The organism is Xenorhabdus sp. IM139775, from assembly GCF_028598745.1.
Lineage (GTDB): Bacteria > Pseudomonadota > Gammaproteobacteria > Enterobacterales > Enterobacteriaceae > Xenorhabdus.
The window spans coordinates 1-1,169 of record NZ_JAQRFK010000198.1; the positions used below are offsets into that span (position 1 = coordinate 1).

General features: G+C 52.4%; 1 protein-coding gene and 1 pseudogene. Both read left to right on the forward strand.

The genetic code is table 11. From position 1 onward, the window contains the following. Positions 1–326, forward strand: a 326-nt coding sequence (locus PSI17_RS16950; RefSeq protein WP_273553074.1) for a DUF2931 family protein, incomplete at its 5' end; no start/stop codon positions are given. Positions 327–420: 94 nt separating this feature from the next. After that, a pseudogene (locus PSI17_RS16955) lies at positions 421–1,169 on the forward strand (bacteriophage T4 gp5 trimerisation domain-containing protein); the annotation flags it as partial.

The window sequence follows — 1,169 nt, forward strand, 5'->3', positions numbered from 1 at the left end:
CTTTCCAGACCCTGTTTAACTTCACGCCTAAAGTTCGACAACTGATGCGTGAACCTGCTTTCTATCCGGGGTATGAAAAACAGCCACCTGATTACCGAAATACGATATTCATTGGTCTGGCTCCGGGGGGGGCTGCCCGCGCTTGGTTACGCGGCATCGATAAAAACAATGGCGATAATATTCTGATCTCGACGGGCGAATCAGTTTCCGGCGATAAGATGACAGTATGTCAGGGGAAAACCAAACATTCTGATGGCTACGGGGAGTATTCCGAGAGGATAAAAGCCTTTATCAAAGGAAAAACCTATCCCTATGGTGAATGGTAATGGAGGGATAAACATGGCAGGTAAAGCAGTGATTATTTTAAATGATGCCACCGATCACGGAGGCAAGGTGATCACCGCTATTGCACGCCCCGCTGAATGCCCGCAGGCACTGGGCGATAACAGTGGTGAGGGCACCACACTGACCAACCAGTTCAGTTTTATCGACGGCCTCGCTGACTACCGCCCGCCGTTTCATTACAAGCCACTAGCGGACGGTGATGAAACCGCTATGACCAAGCCGATGACAGCGCATCCTGCTGGGTTCGCGTCGCACAGGGCTGGAACGGTAACGGCTTTGGCTTTATGGCGATATTGACCGACCAATTGTTACCGGCAGTGTCTATAACGGCCTCAACCGCCCACCGCTGGACTTACCTGCCGAGAAAACCCGCACGACCTTCAAAACCAAGACGCACAAGGGCAAGGGCTTTAACGAACTGCGGTTTGAAGATGCCAAAGGCAGTGAAGAAGTCTATGTCCACGGCCAGAAAGATTTTACCGCCCATATTGAAAACGATGCGTACTGGCATATCAAACATGACCAGAAACAACGCATTGATAATAACCGTTACCACGATATCCGCGCCGATGACCATCATCAGGTCGCCGGTTCACGCAAAATCACCACCGAAGGCGATGTCTCCCACCGGATTGCCGGCAGCCAGCATATCCAGACCGGCGACGCTACGGTGATTGACAGCGGGCAGGAAATCCACCTGAAAAGCGGCGGTAAAGTGGTGCTGGAAGCCGCGGCAGAAATTACCCTGAAAGTCGGCGGCAGTTTTCTGAAAGTCACGCCGGGCGGGATTTTGTCTTCACCGATTAACGTCGGGCAGGGTTCAG